The organism is Rhodococcus sp. MS13 (assembly GCF_013277835.1).
GTDB lineage: Bacteria > Actinomycetota > Actinomycetes > Mycobacteriales > Mycobacteriaceae > Rhodococcus_F > Rhodococcus_F erythropolis.
Genome location: NZ_VBTL01000008.1, coordinates 134552 through 160493, shown reverse-complemented (window position 1 = coordinate 160493; position 25942 = coordinate 134552). Strand labels below are relative to the sequence as shown.

The window sequence follows — 25942 nt, the reverse complement described above, 5'->3', positions numbered from 1 at the left end:
CGAAGAGAGTTCATTCCATCGAGCTGTTGAGTACGGCGTCGGGTATCTGGAGAGTGGCGAAGATGACGGCGACCGCCTCCTCGAGGGAGTAACCGAAGCTCTCGCCGGTGGCAGTTTTCTGAATGACGAGGCCGAAGATCGCAGACCAGAAGGCCTTGGATTCGACGTCGATGCCCGCGCGCAGCTGCCAGCCGGTGCGGATCAAGGTACGGAGGAGGGCTGTTTCACCCGAGGAATGCAGAGTGCGAAGCGTCTCGGAGATCAGATCGCGGAGTTCACCACGACGACCCGTCATCATCATCGCTTCCACGAACAGTTCGACACTGGGAGCGCCCGAGCCGAGGAGTGATCCGACCAGCTTCTCGGTGTAGTCACCCACGGTGTCGGCGTCGGCGGCGTCGACCTCGGCACGCTTGCCTGCGCGCAGAACGGCTGCACACGCCACCTCGACGAAGAGCTTCTCTTTTGAGCCGTAGTAGTAGGTCACCTGGTTGGGATGGGCGCCGGCGGCGGTGCAGATCTGCGCGATGGACACGCTGTCGCCATGTTCGAGGAAGAGCTCGGTTGCAGCGTTGAACAGTGCCATGCGCGTCTGCTTGCCCGACTCACGCGTCGCGCGCGCTGCGGGAACTGACTCGGTGACCATCACGAACTCCTACTTGTTTGTATGACAAACAATAACTCGGCGTTGTTTGTATGGCAAACAATTTCTCCCGACGTGATGACATGTCGACTCCTATCGACATGTCCGATGTGCGGGATTACTCTCTGAACATCGAGCACCCGAGAACTTCGGCTTTTCTGCGAGGAGGCGCCCTGCAATGCTCGCGCGATCCGGCTTCTCCCTGCCCACACGCACGACTCTCACGGGCGACTGGGCAGATTTATTGCGTGAGCATTTTGTCGCGCTCGACGTATCCGATATCGAAGACGGCGATGGATTCAGTGGGGCCGTGCACTCGGCCCAACTCGCACACGTTCGGGTGTCCGCAGTTCAATCGATGGAACAACGAATAGTCCGTAGCAGCAGCCTGATCAAGAGTGACGGTGCGGACTATCTGCAAATCGGAATGATCCGCCGCGGTAGCGCGGTAGTGCGGCAAGACGACCGCGAATGCGTCCTACGACGTGGCGACTACGTCCTGTACGACACCACGCGCCCCTTCGATTGGCAGATCGAGGGACACGCACACGACGGCATCTGGGGACTCGAGGTGTTCACCTGGCCACGGTCATACCTGTCACTCAGCGACGCGGAGGTCACGAGCTTGACCGCCATTGCCTTCGACGGACACGCGGGCCTGAGTGGCCTGCTGGGTCGCTTTCTTCACGATCTTGCCTCCGTCCGCATGACGTCCGACGCGAGCGGAGACGAGGAGGAAGTCGTCAACGAGATCGGCAGCCTGGTCAAGTCGGTTCTCCACGCAACGGCGCGTCCGATCGTCTCCCGGCGAACTGGCCTGTACGAATCCGCTCTGTCGGCCATAGACGCCCGCATCGCTGACCCGGCCCTGTCACCGGTGGACATCGCGGGATCAGTCAAAGTCTCCATTCGCCAGTTGCACCGAGCCTTCGCCGAACACGGCACAACGGTGTCGCGTTCGATTCGCAGCCGTCGACTCGACGGTTGCCGTCGTGAGATCGTGCAACGCCACGGCGTAGAGCGGTCGCTGACCCAGATTTCTCACCGCTGGGGATTCACCGACCTGGCCGCCTTCAGTCGCGCATTCAAGGCGGAGTTCGGGATCAGCCCGCGGCAATACCGGTCGCAAGCAGTGGCCCCCACAAGTACTGCCCGCTGATCTGTAACATCCTCGGACACTTACCCATTCAACATGATGTTCAAAACGTTCGGTCGCCGACGCCTATCCACAATTCTCGGCGCGGTAGGCCAAGTATCGGGCGCTGACGGCCAAGTTTGCTCGGCCTCGCGGGCGTAGATTTTCGGCACGGCGTTGCCAAGTGCCAGGCACCCGATCCGACCACCTACATCACAGGGAGCACTCATGGAATCTGCAATCGGTGAACATCTTCAATGCCCGCGCACGCTGACCAGGCGCGTTCCGGATACCTATTCGCCACCATTTCCCATGTGGGTCGGGCGTGCGGACGACACATTGCACCAGGTCGCGATGGGCTATCTCGGCGTGCAGTTCCGCGGCGAGGATCAGCGCTCGGCAGCACTGCAGTCCATGCGGGATATCGTCGCCGGCTTCGACTTGCCGGACGGACCGGCACACCACGATCTGACCCACCACATCGACAACCAGGGCTACGAGAATCTGATCGTGGTCGGGTACTGGAAAGATGTTTCTTCCCAACATCGTTGGAGCACATCAGCTCCGGTGGCCTCCTGGTGGGAGTCCGAGGACCGCTTGTCCGACGGATTGGGGTTCTTCCGGGAGATCGTGGCACCGAGAGCCGAACAATTCGAGACGCTCTACGCGTTCCAGGACGATCTCCCCGGAGTGGGAGCCGTCATGGACGGTGTCAGCGGCGAGATCAACGAGCATGGCTACTGGGGTTCGATGCGCGAGCGCTTTCCGATCTCTCAGACCGACTGGATGCAGGCCTCGGGCGAACTACGGGTCGTCGCCGGTGACCCCGCCGCAGGTGGACGCGTAGTAGTGCGGGGGCACGACAACATCGCACTGATCAGATCCGGGCAGGACTGGGCCGACGCGGAAGCGGACGAGCGCAGCCTCTACCTGGACGAAATCCTGCCCACTCTTCAATCGGGCATGGACTTCCTCCGCGACAACGGCCCGGCCGTCGGGTGCTACAGCAACCGTTTCGTACGCAATATCGACATCGACGGAAACTTCCTCGACCTGAGCTACAACATCGGTCACTGGGCCTCACTCGACCAACTCGAGCGGTGGTCGGAATCCCACCCGACCCATCTGCGGATCTTCACGACGTTCTTCCGGGTCGCCGAGGGCCTGTCGAAATTACGTCTCTACCATGAGGTCTCGGTATTCGATGCCGCCGATCAGCTGTACGAGTACATCAACTGCCATCCCGGGACCGGGTTGCTGCGCGACGCGGTGACCACCGCCGCGCACTGACCGAAGCCGCCGGAAAACTTCGGCCACGTTCTTTCCCTCGGAGGCAACTCGAGATATGTTGACGAGTGTCGACATATCTCAGTAGAGGCCATCGAGGAAGCGCGGACAGCACACAGTGACTACTCAACGAAACGAAGAGTTGGCGTTTGCTGTGCTGGCCGACCAGGTGCGCCGACAGATTCTCGACACTCTGGCTACCCACGGCGAATGCAACGCAGGCTTCATCAGCGATCAAATTTCGACGGTCGGTCGCACCACGGTATCCACACATCTCAAGGCGCTGCGGCTGTCCGGAGTTATCGTCGAACGCCGTCAAGGACGTCATCGCTTGTTTTCGATCGATCCGTCTGGGCCCGCCAACGATGCACTCCAGTTCCTGCGCGACGTCCTCGGGCGAGCGCTGGAAGCAGGTTCTCACGCCTCCGAGTTGCCGACCACGGCGACTGAGGATTCCGACGCGGCTTCGGTGCGTCGCCGGGCTTGAGGCCCTGTTTGAGCCCCAGCATCTATTTCAGGCAGGAAGTAGAACGTGCCAGGTCTCTCCGTAACGGCACAGATCGTGACGACGGACCCACCAGGGTCAGCCTTCGAGCGCTTCGAAACGGGGCAACTGCTCGAACTCGAATGTGAGCAACTGACGGTCGGGGCCGCCGTCGCCATCTCCCTTCCCGTCGGCGACGGCGCACGCGCAGATGTAGCCGGAATGCCGATCACTCTGTTGGGGTACGTCGCCGGCGTGAAGCGGGGTCGATCGGTCGTGATCGTGCACCACCAACCGTGGCGCGGCCGTCTGACGATCCGGTTCTTTCCCGACGGCACCGGCACCCGAATCGTTCTCGAGTCCAGCCTCGATCAGGACGGCATTTCCTGGCTTGCCAACAAGCGCGGATTCGCTCCACCCGAACCTCCGCGCTCCGACCGACATCGGATCGGACTGCTGGTCAGCAAATCCGGCTCGGCGGCTGTATTCGCCCAGGCCACAGAAACACTCGCTGCCCTGGCGGTGGAAGAGATCAATGCCGACGGCGGTGTCGGCGGCGTTCTCGTCGACTTGGTGATCGGCGATGACGCTTCCGACTCGGCGGCCGGAGCGGCGACCGCACTGCGATTGGTGAAAAGCGGATGTCGCGCCATTTTTGCGTGCGTGACGTCGTCGACCTTCAACGCCGCTGCATCTGCGTTGCAAAACACCGGTGTGTTGTTGGTGCACACAGTTCTCAACGAAGGAGGTCGATCGCGTCCGGGTATCCTTCGATTGGGTGAGCGGCCACTCGACCAGACGCGAGCGGGCATACCCGCAATGATGTCCGAGACCGGTTCTCGCACTTGGTTCCTGGTCGGTCAGCAGTATTCGTGGTCGTTCGGAGCACATTGGGCGGCTCGGCGTGTGATCGCCGAATCCACAGGTTCGGTGGCCGGCGAAGTCTACGTACCGTTGGGAACAACCGACTTCTCACGGATCATCGAGTCGATAGTCGACTCCGGGGCCGAACTGATTCTTTCCACCCTGGTGGGCCATGACGAGGTCTTCTTCGAACGGCAATGCGCCCAGCACGGACTGCGGGCCACCACGCGGACGTTTGCGCTGGTCCTCGACGAGGCCACTCAGCAGCTCATCGGCAATTCCGATGCCGACGGAGTCTGGGCGGCATTCGGCTACTTTCAATCCGCAGCCGGCGATCACGACCTCGAAAAACGATACAGCGCAAGCTCGAACGAACTCCTGCCTCCGCTCAGTTCCCTGTCGGAGACAACGTACGAAGCGATCGTCGCTTACGCACGCGCAGTCGAACGAACGTCGGCGGGCGATCCGGAAACAGTACTTCGGCAGCTTGTCACAACGTCGAAAAGCTCGACGGACACCGGCGTTCCACTGCATCGGCCGATTCTGATCGCTGAATCACGCCATGGGCGTCTGTACCCCGCTCTCTCTGAGCGCGCGTAACCCGAACTTAACGAGTCAATATGTCGATACCTATTGACGCAATTACTGATCCGGAACTAGTCTGAAAGACAAGTGAAGCCGATCACATCAGGAGCACACTTCTCATGGCGACAATCCGACCTGACGACAATGCAATAGACACCGCTGCAAGGCATTACGGCATCACTCTCGACCAATCAGCCCGGCTCGAGTGGCCGGCACTGATCGACGGAGCACTGGGCTCCTACGACGTCGTCGACCAGTTGTACGCCGACGAGGCAACCCCGTCGACCACGTCACGCGAACACGCCGTGCCAACTGCGAACGAAAATCCTTTGAGCGCTTGGTATGTGACCACAAGCATCCCGCCGACGTCGGACGGCGTCCTGACCGGCCGACGCGTGGCGATCAAGGACAACGTGACCGTGGCCGGAGTTCCGATGATGAACGGGTCTCGGACGGTGGAGGGATTCACTCCGTCTCGCGACGCGACTGTGGTCACTCGACTACTGGCGGCCGGTGCAACCGTCGCAGGCAAAGCTGTGTGTGAGGACCTGTGTTTCTCCGGTTCGAGCTTCACACCGGCAAGCGGACCGGTCCGCAATCCATGGGACCCACAGCGTGAAGCAGGTGGATCATCCGGTGGCAGTGCAGCTCTCGTTGCAAACGGTGACGTCGATTTTGCCATCGGCGGGGATCAAGGCGGATCGATCCGGATCCCGGCGGCATTCTGCGGCGTCGTCGGACACAAGCCGACGTTCGGGCTCGTCCCGTATACCGGCGCATTTCCCATCGAGCGGACAATCGACCATCTCGGCCCGATCACACGCACGGTCCACGATGCCGCACTGATGCTCTCGGTCATCGCCGGTCGCGACGGTAACGACCCACGCCAAGCCGACAGCGTCGAAGCAGGTGACTACCTGTCCACCCTCGACTCCGATGTGGATGGTCTGCGAATCGGGATCGTTCGAGAAGGTTTCGGGCACGCGGTCTCACAGCCCGAGGTCGACGACGCAGTCCGCGCAGCGGCACACAGTCTGACCGAAATCGGTTGCACGGTAGAGGAAGTAAACATCCCGTGGCACCTGCATGCTTTCCACATCTGGAACGTGATCGCCACGGACGGTGGTGCCTACCAGATGTTGGACGGCAACGGATACGGCATGAACGCCGAAGGTTTGTACGATCCGGAACTGATGGCACACTTTGCTTCTCGACGCATTCAGCACGCCGACGCTCTGTCCGAAACCGTCAAACTAGTGGCCCTGACCGGCCACCACGGCATCACCGCCCTCGGCGGCGCGAGCTACGGCAAAGCCCGGAACCTCGTACCGCTCGCCCGCGCCGCCTACGACACTGCCTTGAGACAATTCGACGTCCTGGTGATGCCCACACTGCCCTACGTCGCATCCGAATTGCCGGCGAAGGACGTGGATCGTGCAACCTTCATCACGAAGGCTCTCGGGATGATCGCCAACACGGCACCATTCGACGTGACCGGACATCCGTCCCTGTCCGTTCCGGCCGGCCTGGTAAACGGGCTTCCGGTCGGAATGATGATCACCGGCAAGACCTTCGACGATGCGACGGTCCTCCGGGTCGGGCGCGCATTCGAAAAGCTTCGCGGCGCGTTTCCGACGCCTGCCGACCGCATCTCCGACTCTGCACCACAACTCAGCCTCACCTAATCCTGTATCCGCACTTGCACAACAAATTCCACCGATTCACACATGATCAGCCTGCATAGAAAAGGTGAACCAGATGTCAGTAACGATCGACCACACAACGGAGAACGCCGCACCGGCCCAGGCGCCGGTCTCCGATCGCGCGTGGGCCCTGTTCCGCGCACTCGACGGTAAGGGATTGGTACCCGACGGTTACGTCGAGGGATGGAAGAAGACCTTCGAGGAGGACTTCAGTCCAAGGCGCGGAGCGGAATTGGTCGCGCGGGCTTGGACCGACCCCGATTTCCGGCAGCTGCTTCTCACCGACGGTACCGCCGCGGTTGCCCAGTACGGATATCTGGGCCCCCAGGGCGAATACATCGTGGCAGTCGAAGACACCCCGACCCTCAAGAACGTGATCGTGTGCTCGCTGTGTTCATGCACCGCGTGGCCCATCCTCGGTCTGCCGCCGACCTGGTACAAGAGTTTCGAATACCGTGCACGCGTGGTCCGCGAGCCACGGAAGGTTCTCTCCGAGATGGGAACCGAGATCGCGTCGGACGTCGAGATCCGCGTCTACGACACCACCGCCGAAACTCGGTACATGGTCCTACCGCAACGTCCCGCAGGCACCGAAGGCTGGAGCCAGGAACAACTGCAGGAAATCGTCACCAAGGACTGCCTGATCGGCGTCGCAGTCCCGCAGGTCACCACCGTCTGACCACCCCGACAAGAAAGAAGCACACCATGGATGGAGTACACGATCTTGCCGGAGTTCAAGGCTTCGGCAAAGTCCCGCATACCGTCAACGCCGACATCGGCCCCACCTTCCACGCCGAGTGGGAGCACCTGCCGTACAGCCTGATGTTCGCCGGTGTCGCCGAACTCGGGGCCTTCAGCGTCGACGAAGTTCGATACGTCGTCGAGCGGATGGAGCCCCGCCACTACATGATGACCCCGTACTACGAGCGGTACGTCATCGGCGTCGCGGCACTGATGGTCGAAAAGGGAATCCTGACGCAGGAAGAGCTCGAAAGCCTTGCAGGAGGGCCGTTCCCACTCTCACGGCCCAGCAAATCCGAAGGCCGACCGGCTCGCATCGACACAACCACCTTCGAGGTCGGTCAGCGAGTACGTGTGCGAGACGAATACGTTCCCGGGCATATTCGAATGCCTGCTTACTGCCGAGGACGGGTGGGGACCATCGCTCACCGGACCACCGAGAAGTGGCCGTTCCCCGACGCAATCGGTCACGGCCGCAACGACGCCGGCGAAGAACCCACCTACCACGTGACGTTCGCTGCGGAGGAATTGTTCGGCAGCGACACCGACGGCGGGAGCGTCGTTGTCGACCTCTTCGAGGGTTACCTCGAGCCTGCGGCCTGATCTTCCAGCATTCCAGGCGGCGGTCACGCGATCGCAGCGGTTCGCGTGACCGCCGCCTGATCACAACGATTCACTCATTCGGAAGGACACTGGAAATCATGGTCGACACACGACTTCCGGTCACGGTGCTGTCAGGTTTCCTGGGCGCCGGGAAGACGACGCTACTCAACGAGATCCTGCGCAATCGGGAGGGCCGCCGGGTTGCGGTGATCGTCAACGACATGAGCGAAATCAACATCGACAGTGCAGAAGTCGAGCGTGAGATCTCGCTCAGTCGCTCCGAGGAGAAACTGGTCGAGATGACCAACGGCTGCATCTGCTGCACTCTGCGAGAGGATCTTCTTTCCGAGATAAGCGCCTTGGCCGCCGATGGCCGATTCGACTACCTTCTCATCGAATCTTCGGGCATCTCCGAACCGCTGCCCGTCGCGGAGACGTTCACCTTCATCGATACCGACGGCCATGCCCTGGCCGACGTCGCCCGACTCGACACCATGGTCACAGTCGTCGACGGCAACAGTTTTCTGCGCGACTACACGGCTGGGGGTCGCGTCGAAGCCGATGCCCCGGAAGATGAACGAGACATCGCGGATCTGCTTGTCGATCAGATCGAATTTGCCGATGTCATCCTGGTGAGCAAGGCCGATCTCGTCTCGCAACAGCACCTGATCGAATTGACCGCGGTCCTACGATCTTTGAACGCAACTGCTGCGATAGTTCCGATGACTCTCGGCCGTATCCCACTCGACACGATTCTCGATACCGGCTTGTTCTCGCTCGAGAAAGCTGCTCAGGCCCCTGGATGGCTACAAGAACTCCAAGGTGAACACACCCCCGAAACCGAGGAGTACGGGATCGGTTCGGTGGTGTACCGCGAGCGCGCGCCCTTCCACCCACAACGCCTGCATGATTTCCTGAGCAGCGAGTGGACCAACGGAAAGTTACTTCGGGCCAAGGGCTACTACTGGAATGCCGGCCGGTTCACCGAGATCGGGAGTATTTCTCAGGCCGGTCATCTCATTCGCCACGGATACGTCGGCCGTTGGTGGAAGTTTCTACCCCGTGACGAGTGGCCGGCCGACGACTACCGTCGCGACGGAATCCTCGACAAGTGGGAAGAACCTGTCGGTGACTGCCGACAAGAACTCGTCTTCATCGGCCAATCCATCGACCCGTCTCGACTGCACCGAGAACTCGACGCGTGTCTACTCACCACAGCCGAGATCGAACTCGGGCCAGACGTGTGGACCACCTGGAGCGACCCCCTGGGCGTCGGCTATACCGACCAGACCGTTTGATATTGGTCCGATTTGCCGTAAGTTGTGCGCAATGGGGCTATCACGCAACCGAACTCGGGCGTTGTTGATCGTCGCGGCAATCGCAGCCGGGACCGCTGCCGCGGCGAAACCGGCGGAGGCCACCTGGACAACCGCGCCGATGTGCGGCGATTGGCAGGTCGAGACCGTAGCCCAAGGGTTGGAACAGCTCGAAAACCTCGAGACCGATGACAACGGCGGGTTCTACCTCTCCGGCGAGTCGAAGATCTATCACGTCGACGCCGAAGGACAGGTACGAACCGTCCTCGACGGCATGGCTGCTCCTGGCGGTTTGCAACTCGACGGTTCGAGGCTGTCCTTCCTCACCAGACAGGACGGCAAGCTGTGGCAACTGGACACCACGACGGATCAGCTGTCCGCCCCCGCCGACTTCGCGGGCAACGGCTTGCTCCGCCTACCTGACGGCGATCTGCTGACCACGTGGGTCGGAACGGAGGGCGGCCCGTCGAAGGGCGTGTCACGCTATCAACATGACTCCCGAACCGTCGTACCCAATTGGGCCGCAGTGCCACGTTCGGAGGGGCTCGCGCTCAGTCCGGATCATCGAGCCGTGTACACCGATGATCTGTTCACAGGTCAGATCATTCGAGTCCCTGTGGATACCCCTGATGCGTGGGCCGTTGTCGCAACCGTCCCGAGCCCGGTACCCGGTCTCGACGATCTGACCATGTCGCGGGATGGGATGCTCTACGTCGCTGCTCACCTCGAGGGCGCGATCTATCGTGTAGATCCCGAGACCGGGAAGTCCTGCGTCGTCGCTTCGGGTCTGTCGGGTGGGTGGACCGGGCCGAGTTCAGTGCGTATCGGCCGGGACGGCGACGGCCGGGCGCTCTACGTCACCGGCTTCGACGGGACACTGCGCCGCCTGGTACCTCCGGCGGGCGTCGAACTCGCACCGGTTCGGTAACTCCGTTCTCTTCGAGACGGGATTCTCCGACCTGGCGATACTTAAAATCACGCTGATTTGAAGGCATGCCCGCAGCGCAGCGGCCGCTTGTCCGAAAACTGTCAACAGTTCTACACGGAGAAATGGCTACCCTTAGGTTTACGCTGCTCGCATGTTTTCTTCCGTCGCAGCGAAGATCCGCCTGGTGGTGGCACTGCTCCTCACTGCCCTCCTGGCGTTGACTCTGTCATCGTGCTCGAGTGGCTCGGATTCGTCGGCAGCCCCCACAGACCTGTGTGCACCTCCAGGAGTGGGAGCCGCAACCGCGGCGCCCACCAATCTGGATGCGGCAGCGGGTGCGGGCGCCGAAGACCGCTACACCACGGCCACCGTCACCCCGGTCGATCGGATCGACACCTCGAAGCTGAACTTGATCAAACCCGGGGTCATCACGGTCGGCACGCTCGGTGACGCGCCCCCGAGCATCTGCGTCAACTCCGAGAATCAGTACACCGGATACGACAACGAGCTGCTGAAGGCCGTCGCGGACAAGCTGGGCCTGAAGGTCGAGTTCGTCGGCACCGAGTTCGCCGGGCTCCTCGCCCAGGTTGCCGGTCGACGCTTCGACGTCGGCTCGTCGTCCATCACCACCACAGACGACCGTCGCAACACCGTCGGCTTCACCAACGGTTACGACTTCGGATACTTCTCCCTCGTCGTGCCTAACGGCAGCCCGATCACCGGCTTCGGAGACCTGGACGCATCAAAGCGCATCGGCGTCGTGCAGGGAACCGTGCAGGACGACTACGTCGTGAACACGCTCAAGCTCGATCCCGTGAAGTTTCCCGACTACGCCACGGCGTACGCGAACCTCAAGTCCGGACAGATCGACGCCTGGGTAGCTCCGTCTCAGCAGGCCGAAGGCGCAATCGCTCCGGGTGACCCGACCTCGATCATCCAGAACACCTTCTCGGTCAACAACTTCGTCGGCTGGGCGGTGAACAAGGAAAACCAGCCGCTGATCGACGCCCTCAACTCCGGCCTCGACGCAGTCATCGACGACGGAACCTGGTCTCAGCTGTACGCCGACTGGGTACCGCGTCAACTCCCTGAAGGCTGGAAGCCCGGATCCAAGGCCGCGGCCACTCCGGAACTGCCCGACTTCGCAGCCATTGCGGCGGAAAACGCAGCAAACGGTGACGGTGGCGATACCGCGTCGTACCAACCTAAGTCGACGCTCGAACAGCTCAAGGACACGTTCTTCGACTGGGATCTGTACAAGAAGGCATTCCCCGATCTCCTCAAGACCGGTCTTCCCAACACCCTGATCCTTGCGCTCGCGTCTGGCATCATCGGCACGGTCCTCGGCATGCTGCTCGCTGTCGCCGGTATCTCGCGCACCCGTTGGCTGCGCTGGCCCGCCCGCGTCTACACCGACATCTTCCGTGGCCTGCCCGCCGTCGTCATCATCTTGATCATCGGGCTCGGAGTCGGACCGATCGTCAAGGGAATCACCGGCAGCAATCCGTACTGGCTCGGTGTCGCGGCGCTGTCGCTGCTCGCGTCGGCATACATCGGTGAGATCTTCAGATCCGGTATCCAGAGCGTCGAGTCCGGGCAGCTCGAGGCTTCCCGCGCCCTCGGCTTCAGCTACCGCAAGTCCATGTCGCTGGTCGTCATCCCGCAGGGTGTACGACGCGTTTTGCCGGCGTTGATGAACCAGTTCATCTCGCTGATCAAGGACTCGTCGCTGATCTACTTCCTCGGTCTCCTCGTCACCCAGCGGGAACTCTTTGCCGTCGGACGTGATCTCAACGCCCAGACCGGCAGCCTGTCCCCGCTCGTTGCGGCAGGCTTGTTCTACCTTGCTCTGACCATCCCGCTGACGCACCTCGTCAACTACATCGACAACCGGCTCCGGACCGGACGCGCCGACACTTCAGGCACGTTGGATCCGCTCGAGCAGGCCATCGTCGTGGAAAGGGGCTGAGGACATGACCACCAGCTCTGAACTGAAGTCCGTATCGCTCACCGGCAAGGACCTGCATCTGTCCTTCGGCACAAACAAGGTGCTTCGCGGCGTCAACCTGCACGTCGACGCCGGAAACACCGTCACCGTCATCGGGCCCTCCGGTTCGGGCAAGTCGACGCTCCTGCGCGTGCTGAACCGTCTGCACGAGCCTGAGCAGGGTGACGTGCTGCTCGACGGGAAGTCCGTCTTGAAGGACAACCCCGACGAGCTTCGCCAGCGAATCGGCATGGTGTTCCAGCACTTCAACCTGTTCCCACACAAGACCGTCGCCGAGAACATCGCGCTCGGGCCGAACAAGCTCAAGGGGTTGTCCAAGGAACAAGCTCGGGCGCTCGCGCTCGAGCAGCTGGATCTGGTGGGGCTCAAGGAGAAGGCGGACTCGCGGCCCGGCAACCTTTCCGGTGGTCAGCAGCAGCGCGTCGCCATTGCCCGCGCCTTGGCGATGAAGCCCGAGGTCATGTTCTTCGACGAGGCGACGTCAGCTCTCGACCCCGAACTGGTCAAGGGTGTTCTGGCGTTGATGGCCGATCTCGCGAAGTCCGGTATGACCATGGTCGTCGTGACGCACGAAATGGGCTTCGCGCGTTCCGTTTCCGACAAGGTGCTCTTCATGGACCGCGGCGCCGTTGTCGAAACCGGTACTCCGGAACAGCTTTTCGACGATCCCGAGACCGATCGACTGCAGGCGTTCCTGTCACAGGTTCTCTGACCCAGGACGCTTCAGAGATCGACGGGCGTTGATCCTCGACGCCTGAAGCATCAGATGGTCACGTTCGGCGAGGTTGGATGCCTTGTGCGCTGCATCGGCATACAACCTCGCCGCCGTCTCCACGTCTCCGTCGCGTTCACGGAGATAGGCCTCGACTGCGGCATGGCGTGGAAGTGAATCGTCCAGCGCTGCAAGAGCTGCCAAGCCGGCGCGTGGCCCGTCCGCCTCGCCGACCGCCACCACTCGGTTGAGCCGGACGATCGGGCTGTCGGTCAGGGCTGCGAGTTCGTCGTACCACTCCACGATCTGCACCCAATCGGTCTCGTCTGCTGTGAGAGCGTCGGCATGAAGTGCGGCAATCGCGGCCTGGGCTTGGAACTCGCCCAATCGGTCGCGAGCGAGGGCTCCCTGAAGGATCACGACCCCTTCCGCGATCGTCTCGGTGTCCCACCGTCCGCGGTCCTGCTCGGCAAGCGGAACCAGGCTGCCGTCTGCGGCAGTGCGCGCGGCGCGGCGAGCGTGATGAAGCAGCATCAGAGCGAGCAACCCCGCCACCTCGGGATGATCGATCGCAGCGGCGAGCTGCCGGGTGAGCCTGATGGCCTCGGCAGCCAGGTCGACGTCGCCGGAGTACCCCTCGTTGAAGACCAGATAAAGGACACGTAGAACGGTGGCGACATCGCCGGGTTGCTCGAACCGGACGCCGGAGACCGTGCGCTTGGCTCGGCTGATGCGCTGAGCCATCGTCGCCTCAGGCACCAGGTAGGCCTGCGCAATCTGGCGAGTGGTCAGCCCGCCGACAGCGCGCAGCGTGAGTGCAACGGCGGACGACGGCGTCAACGACGGGTGAGCGCACAGAAAGTAGAGCTGGAGTGTGTCGTCCACGCCCGGCACCGACCCGCTGACCGGCCGCTCGCCTGGCTGCTCGTCAACCAGAAACTCCCGCTTGCGACGAGCCGCATCCGACCGGATCCCGTCGAGGAACCGCCGCCAGGCCACTGTGACCAGCCAGCCCTTGGGGTCCCGCGGCGGGTTGTCCGGCCAGGCCCTCACCGCCTCGAGCAGAGCGTCTTGCACGGCGTCCTCGGCCGACGCGAAATCTGCTCTGCGGCGGACGAGGATGCCGAGCACGCTCGGAGTCAGACGTCGAAGCAGCGCGTCGTCCATGAGAGTCGTCAGTCCGTGATGGTCGGCGGCTCGGTCAGGAACGGGCGCAGTTCGAGCCATTCGTGAATCGGCTTCCCGCCTGCGCCGGGCGCGGCCGAGAGCTCCCCGGCCAATTCGACGGCTCGGTCGTAGTTGTCGACGTCGATCACCATCCAGCCGGCAATGAGGTCCTTGGTTTCCGCGAACGGGCCGTCGGTGACCGGCGGGCGACCCTCACCGTCGTACCGGACAAAGGTGCCCTCAGGAGCGAGAGCCTGACCGTCGACGAACTCGCCCGCCTTCTCGAGCCGATCCGCGAAGTCCTGCATGTACTTCACGTGGGCCGTGATCTCTTCCGGTGTCCACTGGTCCATCGGCACGTCGTTGACTGCAGCCGGAGCGCCGCGGTAGTGCTTGAGCAGCAAGTACTTGGCCATCGTGAATCTCCTCTGTGTCGGTGCCACCCATTCTGGTCGCACGTCACTACAGGGACGAAGCAAGTCGGGGATTCTCGACATCGCAGGGCCTTCGGCCCTGTGCGCCTTTTTGGTAGTGCCCGCAACCAGAAAGGCGCACGGGGGCCGGAGGCCCTAAATCCACCCCTGCCGGCGAGCGATCACTGCAGCTTCGTGCCGATTGGCTGCACCGAGTTTGGTGACAGCTGACGACAAATAGTTTCGGGTGGTACCCGCAGACAGGTGTGCCCGGGAAGCGATCTGCTCGATGGATGCCCCGTCGGCCGCGTATTCGAGTACGTCCGCCTCGCGCGGAGTAAGCGGTGAGTCGCCGGCGCCGATCGCCTCGGCAGCCAACGACGGGTCGACGTACCTCCCGCCGGCATGGACGCTGCGGACCACCTCGGCGAGGGTCGCCGCAGGCGTCGTCTTCGGTAGAAATCCGCGGACACCTGCTGACAGTGCCTTCTTCAAGTACCCGGGACGCCCGTGGCTCGTCACGATGATCGAGACGCACCCCGAGACCGTCTGCGCAATCTGCTGCGCCGTCTCGATGCCGTCGATACCCGCCATCTGAAGGTCGAGCACGGCTACGTGAGGTTGATGCTTTGCAGCAGCGATCACGGCATCCTCGCCGGATTCGGCTTCTGCCACGACAACGATGTCGTCCTCGAGCGACAACATCATGGCCAGAGCCGAGCGGATCAGGTTCTCGTCGTCGGCCAGCAGTACCTTGATCGGCTCGGTCACCGAGACTCCTTCGTTCGGGACGGAAAGTGGGCGGTGAGGGTGAAGCGATCTTCGTCCTGCACGGTTTCGACAGTTCCTCCGACGGCGCCGACGCGCTCGCGCAATCCGTTCAGGCCGGTTCCGTTGTTCGGCTCTGCGATCCGTGCGCCGTCGTTGGCAATCACGACGCCGTCCGCGGACACCTCGATGCTGCAATTCTCGGCACTGGAGTGCCGGAGAATGTTGGTCACGCCTTCACGGACGACCCACGCGGCGGCCTCGGCCAGTTCCACCGGCAGTTGATCTGCCGATCCACGTATCGCGGTGGAGATTCCGGCGGCCTCGAGCAGAGACTGCGCACCGGCCAGCTCCGACGCCAAGGCGATGGACCGGTATCCCCGAACCAACTCGCGCGCTTCGTCGAGAGAATCTTGCGCAAGTTCGCGTACTTCGTCCATCTGCGCGGCCGCACGATCGTCACCGCGCCGTGAAAGAGTCGCTGCAAGTTCACTTTTCACTGCAATTGCAGACAGTGCCCGCCCGACGACGTCATGGAGATCGCGCGAAAATCGCAATCGCTCCTCGGCGACGGACAGGGCAGCGGCAGCTCCGCGAGCCTCGTCCAATTCGGTGACCATGCGAAGCAGCCACACCGACATGTAAACGGTCAGCCCCATGAAGGCGGCGACGATTCCGACGGACACGCCGCTTTCCGGACCCGCAAGCAGTCCCAATACGACCCCGGCAGCCACCGAGCCCACGATCAGCCAGCGCAACGACGTCAACCCTGCAAGGGGCACGACAAGGATTGCCGCGAGCCAGAAGTACGGGCCGTTCTCGGCATTGCTTCCCAAGGCGATTCCCGCCGAGCAGAACGCCGACAACGTCATCACGGCAAGAGGAATCTGGACGGGCTTGGCCACGACTCCACCCAGATCTGGCATCCGAGACACGGCGATGACGCACGCAACGGCACTGATCCCGAGGAAGACACCCGACAGGTACCGATCCGCAACGATCTCGGTGACCGCACCGAAGCCACCGAAAACCACTGCGACCATGATGAACGATTGCCGCGTGTAGAGGCGAACCTTGTCGACGTTCGACGCGGTTCGCCACGTCCGTCTCGGATTCCAGCGTCCGAAGTTCTGCGCGATCATGCCCACTACCTTCTCAGAGTTCTACGAACGCGGTTCCCAGCGGAAGTGGACGTTCGCGATCAGAACCGAACCGACGATCCACGCCAGCATGACCAACAGCGGTTGCCCAGCCGAACCGAAGGTGTCGACAAATCCGGCCGCCGCACCGGGCGCATCGCCCAGATCAGCCAGTTCGCCAGTGGTCCGCCCCAGCCATCCGAGATTGAGAAGGTCGACTACTGCGGCCAGCGGAGTGAAATCGAGAATGCGAGCAACGTTGTCCGGCACGACATTCCTGATCGAAGACATACCTGCCGTCGCCAGAATCAGAATCGGCATGCAGGTGATCTGCGCCGCCTCTGCATTTCGCGTGACAGCCGAAGTGATCAACGCCAGCGCCGTGAAGAGCGCGGCGCCGCCGATCACCGCGACCAGCACCAGCACCGGATTGACCGGGGCACTGCCGCCCAGAACCATCACGGCGATTCCGACGACCACCGTCAACAGCGCGGTGAGAACCCACGACGGCACTGCCGGGCCCGCCAGGATCTCGGCGTCGCTGCATTCCCCGGTCCGTAGTCGCTTGAGAACCAACTCGTCACGACGCGTCGCGTACACCGACAGCAAGTTGTAGAAGACCACGAAGACGAGAAGGAACAGCGCAAATACCTCGAGGCCTGCCGACACCGACTTGTCCGACAGCCCGCCGTCTCGCGACAGGTACAGCATTCCCACGGGAAAGATCAGCGGGAGGACGATTGCATTGAAGAGCAACAGTCGATTTCGTCCCAGGAGCGTGAACTCCGAACGAGACAGGGTTGCGATGCGGTTCATGCCGACGCTCCTTCGAGAGTTGCGTGATGATCGAATTTGTCTGCAATGGAGAGGAATACTGTCTCCAGGGACGCCGCCCGGGCATCCAAGCCGGTCAGCAAGACATCATTGTGCTGCGCCCACAGCAGCAGTTCCGTCAGCGTCTCCTGGACGGTGCGAGTGGTGATCACCACCAGATCGTTTTCGACGCGCACCTCGGCGCCGGCCAGCGCTGGGAGTGCAAGACCGGGGCGGTGCAGTTTGATCTGGGCGGGATGATCTGCGACGACGTCCGCCACGGTTCCGCTGCGCACGACCGATCCACGGTGCATGATCGCCAATTGGTCGCACAAGGATTCAGCTTCGTCGAGATAGTGCGTCGTCAACATGATGGTGACGCCCGACGCTTTCAAGTCAGCGATCAATTGCCAAGTGTTACGACGACTTTCGGGGTCCAATCCAGTAGTCGGTTCGTCGAGGAACAGTACGAGTGGCCGGCCGATGATCGCGCACGCCAGATCCAGTCGCCGGGCCTCACCGCCCGAGAGGAACTTCACGCGGGTATCGCCACGGTCGCGCATGTCCACGCGCTCGAGCACCTCGTCGACGGGAAGCGGATTCGAGCACGTTCCGGCCCACATCGCCAAACTCTCACGAGCAGTCAGGTCTTGGGGAAGCCCACCCTTCTGGAGCATGATGCCAAGCGACGGTCGAATCTGCTTGCGGTTGCGCACCGGATCCATTCCCAGAACGCGCACCGTACCGGCGCTGGCTCGTGAAAGGCCCTGAATCACTTCGAGAGTGGATGTCTTGCCGGCACCGTTTGTTCCCAGGAGGCCGAACAGCTCGCCTTCCTGAACACTCAGATCCAGATTGCGAACAGCATCGAACGCCTCCTTGCCGGAGCCGTAGCGCCGCGACATTCCGACTACGTCGATCACGGGATCGCCCTTCATCGCTGCGCCTCCTCTCGGTTCCAGCTGCGCAGTCCGATCGTGAATCGAATGCCCGCGTAGACCGCGAGAGCGGCAACAAGAATCCAGGACATCGGATTGGAGCCGATGATCGCGAACACCCCTCCGATGATCGCGATGTTCACCACGATCACAACAAGTTCGCGGCCCATCGTGGGTGCGGGTCCGATGTCCATCAGGTCCGTCAGGAGGCTTCCCTCATGTGGTTCTCTCATGCCTCCAAGCCTCGCGGGAAGTCCGCGACGAAAACAGTGCACAGCGTCATCACCTGCGGTGACACCGTCATGGATCGGCGATGACAAATGTCATGCGACGTCCCCGCGGGGACGCGTCGTAAATTGCAGGTAAGGGTCGCCTCGTTGTTTTGCCGTTCATTTTTACGTTCCTTTACCCTCGCTTAGAGCTTCTACGGTTCCCGAAGTCCGTACATCGAATCTCGGGAGTTCACGGTGGCTATCAAGCCTTTGGCCTTGTTCGTCAAACACGACGGCGTGTCTGCACGCGCGTCGATCACCTGCCAGTACAAGTGCGGAAACGCGTGCTCTCATGAGGTCCCCAACACCTCGGGCGGCGAATACTTCCGCGATATCGCACGCACGGCACTGACTCGTCGCGGCATGCTCCGGGGCAGCGGCATGGCAGTCCTCGCGGTGGGAGCGGGCAGCGCCCTCGTCGCATGTTCGGACGAATCCGCAAGTGCCGAACCGGGAACCGGTTCGACGAGCGGCAGCAGCGGCGGAACCACACCAGCGGGGACGAACTTCGACGCCGTCGCGCCCAACAAGGAAGACAAGGTCACCGTCCCTGACGGATACGATCAGGCCGTCGTCATCCGTTGGGGTGACGCCGTTCTCGCCGGAGCCCCGGCCTTCGACTTCGACAAGCAGACTGCGGCAGCACAGGAACTGCAGTTCGGATTCAACAACGACTTCGCCGGATTGCTCCCGGTCGACGGGCAGCCCAACACCTACCTCCTCGTGGTCAATCACGAATACTCCACCGAGCCGGCGATGTTCCGCGGCTACGATGCGGAGAACCCGACCGAGGAGCAGTTCAAGATCGGCCTGGCCAGCCACGGACTGTCGGTCGTCCAGGTCAAGGGCGAATCCGACAACGGCAAGCTGGTACCGGAGATCGGATCGAACAACCGCCGCATCACCGGAACCACGGAGTTTGTCGTGACCGGCCCCGCTGCAGGTAGCAACTTCCTCAAGACGAGTGCCGATCCCACGGGAACCAAAGTGCTCGGCACCCTCAACAATTGCGCTGGCGGCGTCACACCTTGGGGCACAGTGCTTTCCGGCGAAGAGAACTTCAACCAGTACTTCGCGAACGCCGAGGGTGTCACCGATCCCACGGTGGCAGCCCGGCTGAAGCGCTACGGTCTGGCCGGAGCCGCTTCCGAGCGAAAGTGGGAACGCTTCGACAAGCGGTTCGATCTGGTCGCAGAACCCAACGAGGTCAACCGATTCGGATACGTCGTCGAGATCGATCCCTGGGATCCGTCGTCGACTCCGATCAAGCACACAGCGCTCGGACGTTTCAAGCACGAAGCCGCCACCATTTACATCACGTCGGACGGTACCGTCGTTGCATACAGCGGCGACGACGAGCGCTTCGACTACATGTACAAGTTCGTTTCGAGCCGAAAGATGCAGGACGGCAAGAGTCAGGCAGCCATGCGCCACAACATGACTCTGCTCGACGCCGGAACACTGTACGTTGCAAAGCTCAGCGGAAACTCCGCCGGCGAGATCGACGGAACCGGCAAACTCCCGTCGGACGGCACGTTCGACGGAACCGGCGAGTGGGTAGCCATCCTGCGCACCGGCGAAGACGGCAAGGGCGAATCGCTGGTAGACGGTATGAGCGCCGAAGAGGTCGCCGTCTTCACCCGCCAGGCCGGTGACAAGGTCGGGGCAACGAAGATGGACCGCCCCGAGGACTTCGAGGCAAACCCGAAGAGCGGCAAGGTTTACGTCGCACTGACAAACAACACCAAGCGCGGAGTCGACGGTGGTGCCGCGGCCGACGAGGCGAACCCGAGGAACAACAACAAGAACGGCCAGGTCCTCGAAATCACCGACGACCACGCCGGCACCACCTTCGGCTGGAATCTTCTTCTCGTCTGCGGAGATCCGGCCACAGCCGATACTTACTTCGGCGGATTCGACAAGAGCAAGGTCAGCCCCATCTCATGCCCGGACAACCTTGCCTTCGACCCGCACGGCAACCTGTGGATCTCCACCGACGGCAACGCACTCAAGTCCAACGACGGACTGTTCAGTGTTGTCCTCGAAGGCGAAAACCGCGGTGAAACAAAGCAGTTCCTCACCGTTCCCGTCGGCGCCGAAACCTGCGGCCCCATCGTGGACGAGAAGCGCGTCATCGTCTGCGTCCAGCACCCCGGCGAGACCGACGACGCCAGCATCGAAAGCCCCGCATCCCATTGGCCCGACGGTGGCTCCTCCCAGCCTCGCCCGTCGGTAGTTGCAGCCTGGAAGAAGGACGGATCTCGGCTCGGCTCGTAACACACACGAAAACGACTGTGGGGCAGATCGCATACTCTGCGATCTGCCCCACGTCGTTTACCTCAGATTCTCAAGAGAATCAGTTGTCACCATCCTCGCGACGCTTACGCGTCAGGAGAACAACACCCGTTCCCAGCGCCAGCAGCAGAACCAAACCGCCTGCCGCGAGCAACCCGGTGTTCACGCCACTCTCACCAGCGCCACCACCCGAGTTGATCGTTCCACCCTGAGGAGCAGACGTCGGCGGCTTTGGCTGACCCGGCTGACCCGGGTTTGCTGTCGGCGGCTTCGGCTGTCCCGGAACCGTGCTCGGAACCGGCTGACCCGGAACCGTCGGCGGTACGACGATCGGAGGCACAACGACGATCGGGGGAATGATGATCGTCGGTGTAACCGGCACCGTCGTGTTCGGAACCGTCGTGGTCGGCGGAACTGTCGTGACCGGCGGCGTTGTCGTCGGCGGCGTCGTTGTCGTCACGCCACACGGATCCACAATCTCCTCCGCGACAACTTCTTCTGTCGTGGTCTCCTCTGTGGTGGTCTCCTCCGTGGTGGTGGATTCCTCCGTACCGGTCACATCAGCGTCACCGGCAGTGGTCGCGCTAGCCGTCGTCGTCGCAACCGTTGTGGTCGGAACCATCCGCGTGGTCGTCGTCGGAGGAACACAGGGCTCCGTCGTGACCGGCGGCGTCGTGGTGGTGGTCGTCGGAGGCACCGTGGTGGTGGTCTCCGGCGGGTCCACCGGGTGTTCGGTGCAGAGAGCGTCGCCCGGGACACAGTCCACCGGCGGGTTCTCGCCACCAACCACCAGGTAGTTGTTCAGGACGCCCGGAGTGAATCCGGGACCTGACAACGTTCCGATCTCAGGATTGACCTTGACGGTGTACGTCACCGTCGCGCTCTCACCCTTGGCCAGCTTTCCGGTGACCGTGAAGACGTTGTCGACGACACCCGAAACAACCAGCGTGGAAGTAGTAGCCGGATTCTTCGTCATTACTGCATCGTCGAGAACATCGGTCAGATCGTCGTAGAAGCTGATCTCACCATCCGCGGTGCCCACATTCTTGAACGTGAGCGTGTACGTGATCTCCTGGCCGCCAACCACACGGTTCGTGGTGGACGGGTCAGAGGACTTCAGTACCTCGATTGCGGGAGTGCCATCAACCGGGTGTTCGGTCGTCACCGGCGGAGGAGTGATCTCCGGACCGGTCGGCGGCTTCGCAGTACCGGTGACCTTGTTGTTGACCAGAACGCCGCCGGCAACACCGTCGTTGACCTTCACCTGATAGGTCAGAACAACCGACTTACCCGCCTCGAGTGCACCAGTCCAACTCAACGTCGTACCCGACAGGGTCGGAGCAGTCGCGTCGACACCGTCGACCGTTGCCTTGAGCGAACCGTCCACCAACGCCGCGTTGTCGAGAACCTTCGACAGATCATCGGTCAACACCACCGGATCAAGGGTCGTGTTACCCGTGTTCGCACCCGTCACCGAGTACGTGATCGTCTGACCAGCAGCAACATTGGTACCCGAGACCGGATCCGCAGTCTTCGCGACCGTGAACCCCGGAACCTGAACCGGATGCGTCGTGCACAGCTGCGTCGCCGGATCACACACCTCCGGAGGATCAACCGGCGGAGTCGTACCCGGAACAACGAAGTTGAGCACCGTGTTGTCGGCATTCGCCGCAACGCGATCGGCATCAGCCTTGACCGTGACGGTGTACGTCACCGTCTTGCTCTCGCCGGCCGCCAGGGTTCCCGTCACCGAGAAACCATCGCTGCCGACCATCGCAGCAGTCAACGGAGCATCAGCACTCAAGCTGCCCGCAACCAGATCAGCATCGTCGAGCAGACCACGCAGATCGTCGAAGTGCGCGACCTGACCCGCACCGTTACCGGTGTTCGAGAACGTGAGCGTGTACTTGATGTCCTGACCGGCAACAACATTCGAACCCGACACCGGATCAGAAGACTTCACCACAGCGATCTTCGGAGACACCACCGGGTGTTCGGTCGTCACCGGCGGAGGAGTGATCTCCGGACCGGTCGGCGGCTTCGCAGTACCGGTGACCTTGTTGTTGATCAGAACGCCGCCGGCAACACCGTCGTTGATCTTCACCTGATAGGTCAGAACAACCGACTTACCCGCCTCGAGTGCACCAGTCCACGAGAGCATGGTGCCCGACAGAGTCGGAACAGTCGCAGGAGCACCATCGACCGTCGCCTTGAGCGAACCGTCCACCAACGCCGCATTGTCGAGAACCTTCGACAGATCATCGGTCAACACCACCGGATCAAGAGTCGTCTTACCCGTATTGGCACCCGTCACCGTGTACGTGATCGTCTGACCAGCAGCAACATTGGTACCTGAGACCGGATCCGCAGTCTTCGCGACCGTGAAACCCGGAACCAAGTGATTCGTCTCCACAGAAGGAGGAGTGATCTCCGGACCGGTCGGCGGCTTCGCAGTACCGGTGACCTTGTTGTTCAAGACTGTGCCCGCGGCAACGCCGTCGTTGACCTTCACCTCATAGGTGAGAACGACGGACTTACCGGCTTCGAGAAAACCAGTCCACGAAAGGGTGGTGCCCGACAGGGTCGGATCAGCGGCAGGAGCACCGTCGACGGTCGCCTTCAGCGAACCGGGAACGACAGCGGCGTTATTGAGAACCGCACCCAGATCATCGTTGATCTTTACCGGATCGAGCTTCGTCTTACCGGTGTTGGTTCCGGTGACGGTGTACTTGATCGACTCGCCGGCCTGAACCGTCGAACCGGAAATCGGATCAGCAGTCTTCTCCAGTTTGAAGCCGGGAACCGAGTGATTCGTCTCCACCGTAGGAGGAGTGATGTCCGGACCGGTGGGTGGCTTCGCAGTACCGGTGACCTTGTTGTTCAGAACCGTGCCCGCGGCAACGCCGGCATTGACCTTCACCTGGTAGGTCAGAACAACAGACTTACCAGCCTGGAGATTGGCGGACCACGACAAAATGCTGCCCGACAGGGTCGGAGCAGCGACAGCAGCACCGTCGACGGTCGCCTTCAGCGAGCCCGGAACGACAGCAGCATTGTTGAGAACCGCACTCAGATCGTCTTTGATCGTCGCGGGAGTTAGGGCCGTCTTGCCGGTGTTAGCACCGGTGACCGTGTACGTAATGGTATCGCCGGCCTGAACCGTCGAACCTGTCGCGGGCACAGCGGTCTTCGCGACCGTGAACCCGGGCATGGGATGCGTCGTGCAGAGATTGGTTGCAGGATCGCATGTTGTGGGAGGAGTTGTTGTCCCCGGAACGAGGTAGTTGTTCAGGACTTTGTTGCCACCGTCTTTGACCGTGACGGTGTAGGTGACAGTCCCTTTGCCGCCGGCTGGCAATGTGCCCCCGACTTTGATTTTGTCGGCGCCGTCCAATGCAGCGGTGAGTCCGCCTGTAGCAGCACCGACCGCAACCGTTCCGTCATCAATGACGTCGGCAAGGAAGTCCGTGTAGTCGATCGTTGCCGGCGCAGTGCCGGGATTCTCGAAATTCAGAGTGTAGGTGATTGTTTGGCCGATATTGACCGTCTCACCGGTAGGTGGTGACGACGACTTCTTCACGAGAACCGGAGTGTTCTTGACCTTGCAGTAAACATTGTCACCCGGTGTGAGTGCTGCCTGCGCAACGTCCCCGACCCTGAGCGCCTGGGTCACACCGTTTACCTGGCAATCCCATGACGTCGCATAGTTCGCGGTCTTGGTCGCCGAGGTAGTTGGCTTCTCCCAGAACGTGACAGGAGTAGGTGTCGTATCTGCGAGGAGCGTACGCCAGCCAGTCGATGCCGTCGTATCTGTAGCGCCGGTCGTGGTGCTCTTGATCTCGGTCGCTGCAGCAGCACCCGCGTTTGCGTGGTGGCCGGTGCTCATGCCGATAGTGAAATCGTCACCGGGGGTGACGCGCGTGAGGTCCTTGTCGATCTTGACCTTCGAGAGCAGGACACCGAAAGCCAGACCCTGACGAGAGGTGGCCTGAACGGTATTTCCGAAAGTGGCTGCGAAACTTGTCGGAGCAGTCGATGCAACGACCAGCGTTCCGGGCGTGCGCCCCTGGCCATTGACGTTGTTCCAAGAATCACATCGGACGGTGGTGGCGGGCATAGCCGTCAGCCCACCGTCACAAGCCCGAATTCCGGGGTAGGCAGGATCATCGTCGTCACCGACGGTACGTGCAATCTGACGTAGAGGCTTGTCCGAATTGAAAGTGAGGAATTCACGGTCGTTCGTAGTATTGATATTCGCGTCTGTCGACTCGGCGTCGGCTGCTACGAGCCCGTAGTTGTTGACGGCGCCATTCGGCCCCGTCATCACGATGTTCTTCAGCGAGACTGTTCCACCGGACTGACCAGCGGTGGCTGAGGTCTGGTAGATCGCCGGCTTGATCGTCGTCGGCACACCCGTGTACGCGGAAGTTCCCAGCGCTGCATAGTGCAACGTGGGAAAGGCCTTCGTTTCGATTCCCTGGTGAGTCTTACCCGCTACCGAGTCGGTGAGGAAAGCCTTGAAGTTGATCTTGTAGCCGTCGGTGAGCTGGATTTCCATCGACTGCCCGGCCGCAGAAGCAGCCGTGGCCGCATTGAGCGTCGACATATCGATCCAGCAGATATTCTGCGAGAACGGACCGGTGCCGGGGGCGCTGAATGCGCAGCCTTTTGCAGGCTGTTCATCCGGAAGAACAGCGGCGCGAACCGGTGCTTGAGCCTGAACGGGACCGCCGAGCGTCGCGGCCGGCTGCGCTGATGCAGCTACTGCCGTCGCGCCGGAGAGGCCGAGAATCATCGCGATAGCGGTCCACACCACCGTCCACGCTCGCACCCAGGGCGGGAGCCCTGCGGTGAATAAGGCCGACCTTGTCGGCGGTATGTCGTTAGGCATTTCTTACTCCCCAGGATGTGCCTGATCGATGTTCGGTGGACGGAGATGCGAGAGCGCTGGCGCGAACTCCCGATTGATCGGTTGGTTCGGGTCGATCCGCCTGTTTTCGGCTGATCGACCTCACACCGGACGCTGTTGCCGGTCCTGTCATTCGAGCTCCTCTTCGGAAACACCTGCGTGTTGGAAGAGCCGCCCTGAACAGGACCTTGGCCCTCGAAATCCGTGCAAATCGAGAGC

At 61.9% G+C, this 25942-nt stretch carries 21 protein-coding genes; 12 read left to right on the top strand and 9 right to left on the bottom strand.

Annotated features, from left to right (window positions below; translation table 11 throughout):
* Positions 1-10 precede the first annotated feature (10 nt).
* Positions 11-646 (bottom strand): TetR/AcrR family transcriptional regulator C-terminal domain-containing protein, encoded by a 636-nt coding sequence (locus FEZ59_RS17230; RefSeq protein ID WP_007735239.1) that lies wholly within the window; start codon positions 644-646, stop codon positions 11-13.
* 175 nt (positions 647-821) lie between these two features.
* Between FEZ59_RS17230 and FEZ59_RS17225 the strand changes: the two genes are divergently transcribed.
* The 11 genes from FEZ59_RS17225 (at position 822) to FEZ59_RS17175 (ending at position 13009) form a co-directional block, all read left to right on the top strand.
* Positions 822-1802 carry a helix-turn-helix domain-containing protein gene (locus tag FEZ59_RS17225; protein WP_021346131.1) on the top strand — a complete coding sequence of 327 codons (981 nt, stop codon included), beginning with the start codon at positions 822-824 and terminating at the stop codon, positions 1800-1802.
* Positions 1803-2006: 204 nt separating this feature from the next.
* On the top strand, positions 2007-3068 hold the full coding sequence (locus FEZ59_RS17220; RefSeq protein ID WP_084325706.1) for a phenylacetaldoxime dehydratase family protein: 1062 nt from the start codon (positions 2007-2009) through the stop codon (positions 3066-3068).
* Between the two features lie 115 nt (positions 3069-3183).
* Entirely contained in the window at positions 3184-3552 is a 369-nt protein-coding gene (locus FEZ59_RS17215; protein ID WP_070386716.1) for a winged helix-turn-helix domain-containing protein, read from the top strand.
* A 45-nt stretch (positions 3553-3597) separates the two neighbouring features.
* Entirely contained in the window at positions 3598-5013 is a 1416-nt protein-coding gene (locus tag FEZ59_RS17210; RefSeq protein ID WP_172932941.1) for an ABC transporter substrate-binding protein, read from the top strand.
* 104 nt (positions 5014-5117) lie between these two features.
* Positions 5118-6683 (top strand): amidase, encoded by a 1566-nt coding sequence (locus tag FEZ59_RS17205; protein ID WP_097386622.1) that lies wholly within the window; start codon positions 5118-5120, stop codon positions 6681-6683.
* A gap of 73 nt (positions 6684-6756) precedes the next feature.
* Positions 6757-7380 (top strand): nitrile hydratase subunit alpha, encoded by a 624-nt coding sequence (nthA, locus tag FEZ59_RS17200; RefSeq protein ID WP_029256769.1) that lies wholly within the window; start codon positions 6757-6759, stop codon positions 7378-7380.
* A gap of 26 nt (positions 7381-7406) precedes the next feature.
* Entirely contained in the window at positions 7407-8045 is a 639-nt protein-coding gene (gene nthB, locus FEZ59_RS17195; RefSeq protein ID WP_172932940.1) for a nitrile hydratase subunit beta, read from the top strand.
* A gap of 98 nt (positions 8046-8143) precedes the next feature.
* Positions 8144-9343: a zinc metallochaperone GTPase ZigA gene (gene zigA / locus FEZ59_RS17190; RefSeq protein ID WP_021346137.1), complete on the top strand. Its 1200-nt coding sequence runs from the start codon at positions 8144-8146 to the stop codon at positions 9341-9343.
* 31 nt (positions 9344-9374) lie between these two features.
* Positions 9375-10289: an SMP-30/gluconolactonase/LRE family protein gene (locus FEZ59_RS17185; RefSeq protein ID WP_172932939.1), complete on the top strand. Its 915-nt coding sequence runs from the start codon at positions 9375-9377 to the stop codon at positions 10287-10289.
* Between the two features lie 151 nt (positions 10290-10440).
* Positions 10441-12258, top strand: coding sequence for an ABC transporter substrate-binding protein/permease (locus FEZ59_RS17180; RefSeq protein ID WP_021346139.1), 1818 nt, complete (start codon positions 10441-10443; stop codon positions 12256-12258).
* 4 nt (positions 12259-12262) lie between these two features.
* Positions 12263-13009 (top strand): amino acid ABC transporter ATP-binding protein, encoded by a 747-nt coding sequence (locus tag FEZ59_RS17175; RefSeq protein ID WP_020909781.1) that lies wholly within the window; start codon positions 12263-12265, stop codon positions 13007-13009.
* On the opposite strand, the gene FEZ59_RS17170 is transcribed toward FEZ59_RS17175, so the two are convergent.
* The 7 genes from FEZ59_RS17170 to FEZ59_RS17140 all read right to left on the bottom strand — a co-directional run bounded on the left by FEZ59_RS17170 (position 12995) and on the right by FEZ59_RS17140 (position 18480).
* A complete protein-coding gene (locus FEZ59_RS17170) occupies positions 12995-14176 on the bottom strand; it encodes a DUF6596 domain-containing protein (protein WP_172932957.1) in 1182 nt (393 codons plus the stop codon). The two genes, FEZ59_RS17175 and FEZ59_RS17170, sit on opposite strands and share 15 nt — an antisense overlap.
* Positions 14177-14184: 8 nt before the next feature.
* Positions 14185-14592 carry a YciI family protein gene (locus FEZ59_RS17165; RefSeq protein ID WP_021346141.1) on the bottom strand — a complete coding sequence of 136 codons (408 nt, stop codon included), beginning with the start codon at positions 14590-14592 and terminating at the stop codon, positions 14185-14187.
* Between the two features lie 153 nt (positions 14593-14745).
* The gene (locus tag FEZ59_RS17160; protein ID WP_019746140.1) at positions 14746-15360 is read right to left on the bottom strand and encodes a response regulator transcription factor; all 615 of its coding nucleotides are present in this window, start codon (positions 15358-15360) and stop codon (positions 14746-14748) included.
* The gene (locus tag FEZ59_RS17155; RefSeq protein WP_029256773.1) at positions 15357-16499 is read right to left on the bottom strand and encodes a sensor histidine kinase; all 1143 of its coding nucleotides are present in this window, start codon (positions 16497-16499) and stop codon (positions 15357-15359) included. The genes FEZ59_RS17160 and FEZ59_RS17155 overlap by 4 nt, the downstream gene beginning before the upstream one ends.
* 21 nt (positions 16500-16520) lie before the next feature.
* Positions 16521-17312 (bottom strand): ABC transporter permease, encoded by a 792-nt coding sequence (locus FEZ59_RS17150; RefSeq protein ID WP_080909401.1) that lies wholly within the window; start codon positions 17310-17312, stop codon positions 16521-16523.
* Positions 17309-18247: an ABC transporter ATP-binding protein gene (locus tag FEZ59_RS17145; protein WP_172932938.1), complete on the bottom strand. Its 939-nt coding sequence runs from the start codon at positions 18245-18247 to the stop codon at positions 17309-17311. The genes FEZ59_RS17150 and FEZ59_RS17145 overlap by 4 nt, the downstream gene beginning before the upstream one ends.
* Positions 18244-18480, bottom strand: a complete 237-nt coding sequence (locus tag FEZ59_RS17140) for a hypothetical protein (RefSeq protein WP_242459839.1) — start codon at positions 18478-18480, stop codon at positions 18244-18246. Before FEZ59_RS17140 ends, FEZ59_RS17145 begins: the two co-directional genes overlap by 4 nt.
* Before the next feature lie 234 nt (positions 18481-18714).
* On the opposite strand from FEZ59_RS17140, the gene FEZ59_RS17135 reads away from it, so the two are divergent.
* Positions 18715-20796: an alkaline phosphatase PhoX gene (locus FEZ59_RS17135; protein WP_172932937.1), complete on the top strand. Its 2082-nt coding sequence runs from the start codon at positions 18715-18717 to the stop codon at positions 20794-20796.
* A gap of 79 nt (positions 20797-20875) precedes the next feature.
* Here the strand turns inward: FEZ59_RS17135 and FEZ59_RS17130 are convergent, their stop codons facing one another.
* A complete protein-coding gene (locus FEZ59_RS17130) occupies positions 20876-25705 on the bottom strand; it encodes an isopeptide-forming domain-containing fimbrial protein (RefSeq protein WP_242459838.1) in 4830 nt (1609 codons plus the stop codon).
* Positions 25706-25942: the final 237 nt, after the last annotated feature.